The organism is Zoogloea sp., assembly GCF_023150065.1.
Taxonomy (GTDB): Bacteria; Pseudomonadota; Gammaproteobacteria; order Burkholderiales; family Rhodocyclaceae; genus Zoogloea.
The window spans coordinates 1-962 of sequence record NZ_JAKLLN010000079.1; the positions used below are offsets into that span (position 1 = coordinate 1).

Sequence of the window (962 nt, forward strand, 5' to 3'; positions counted from 1 at the left end):
CTTCAACGCCCTCGTCGAGGTGCTGCAGCAAAGCATGGATGCCAAGGGCATCCCGTTCTCGGCGCAGAACGGCATGCTGGCCCGGCTGGCCCCCATGCACCGGGACATCATCACGAAAGACTGAGCCGGTCGGGTCAGCACGGACGCGAACCGCATGAAGTCGGGCACGAACACGCCAGCACGTCGGTGGCGTCGCGCAGCAGCGGCGGGTCTTCTGCTCGCCGGCCTGGCGTGGACCGGTGCCAACGCGGCCTTGTGGTTCGGGCAGGAGCGGCTGCTGTTCAAGCCCGTGCCCTTGCCGGCTGACGCCGCACTGTCCAGCGAGCCCGACGTGACCGAGCGTTTCGTCGACGTCCCGGGCGCCCGCCTGTCGGTGCTCGAGCTGCGTCTGCCCGACCCGAAGGGCGTGGTCTTCTTCCTGCACGGCAACAGCGCCAACCTGAAGGAGTGGTTCATCGATGGCAGTCTGTACCGCCGCGCCAATGTCGACCTGGTGATGATGGACTACCGCGGCTTCGGCAAGAGCACCGGCCGCATCGAGTCGGAAGCGCAACTGCATGCCGATGTCGAAGCGGTGTGGCAGGCCATCGCCGCGCGCTATGCCGGCAAGCGGGTCATCGCCCTTGGTCGTTCGCTGGGCACGGGGCTTGCCGCCGCGTGGGCCGCGCGGCATCAGCCCGACCTGACGATCCTGGTCTCACCCTACACCAGCATGCAGCAACTCGCTGCGCTGCACTACCCGTGGGTGCCAAGCGCCGTCGTGCGCTATCCGCTGCGCAGCGACGAAGCGGTCACGCGCCTGCACAAGCCGCTGTTGCTGGTGCACGGTGACCAGGATGCGCTGATCCCCGTGGCCCACAGCCGGCAACTCGCGGCCGACGCCGAGCAGGCCCGGCTGGTGGTGATACGCGGCGCCGCTCACGCTGACGTGCATCGCTTCGACGAGTATCGGGCAGCGATCG

At 68.3% G+C, this 962-nt stretch carries 1 protein-coding gene; it reads left to right on the forward strand.

All coding sequences use genetic code 11. The features are described 5' to 3' along the window. Positions 1–154: 154 nt before the first annotated feature. The coding region (locus tag L6Q67_RS23490) for an alpha/beta fold hydrolase (protein WP_296575920.1) at positions 155–962 on the forward strand (808 nt) is incomplete at its 3' end.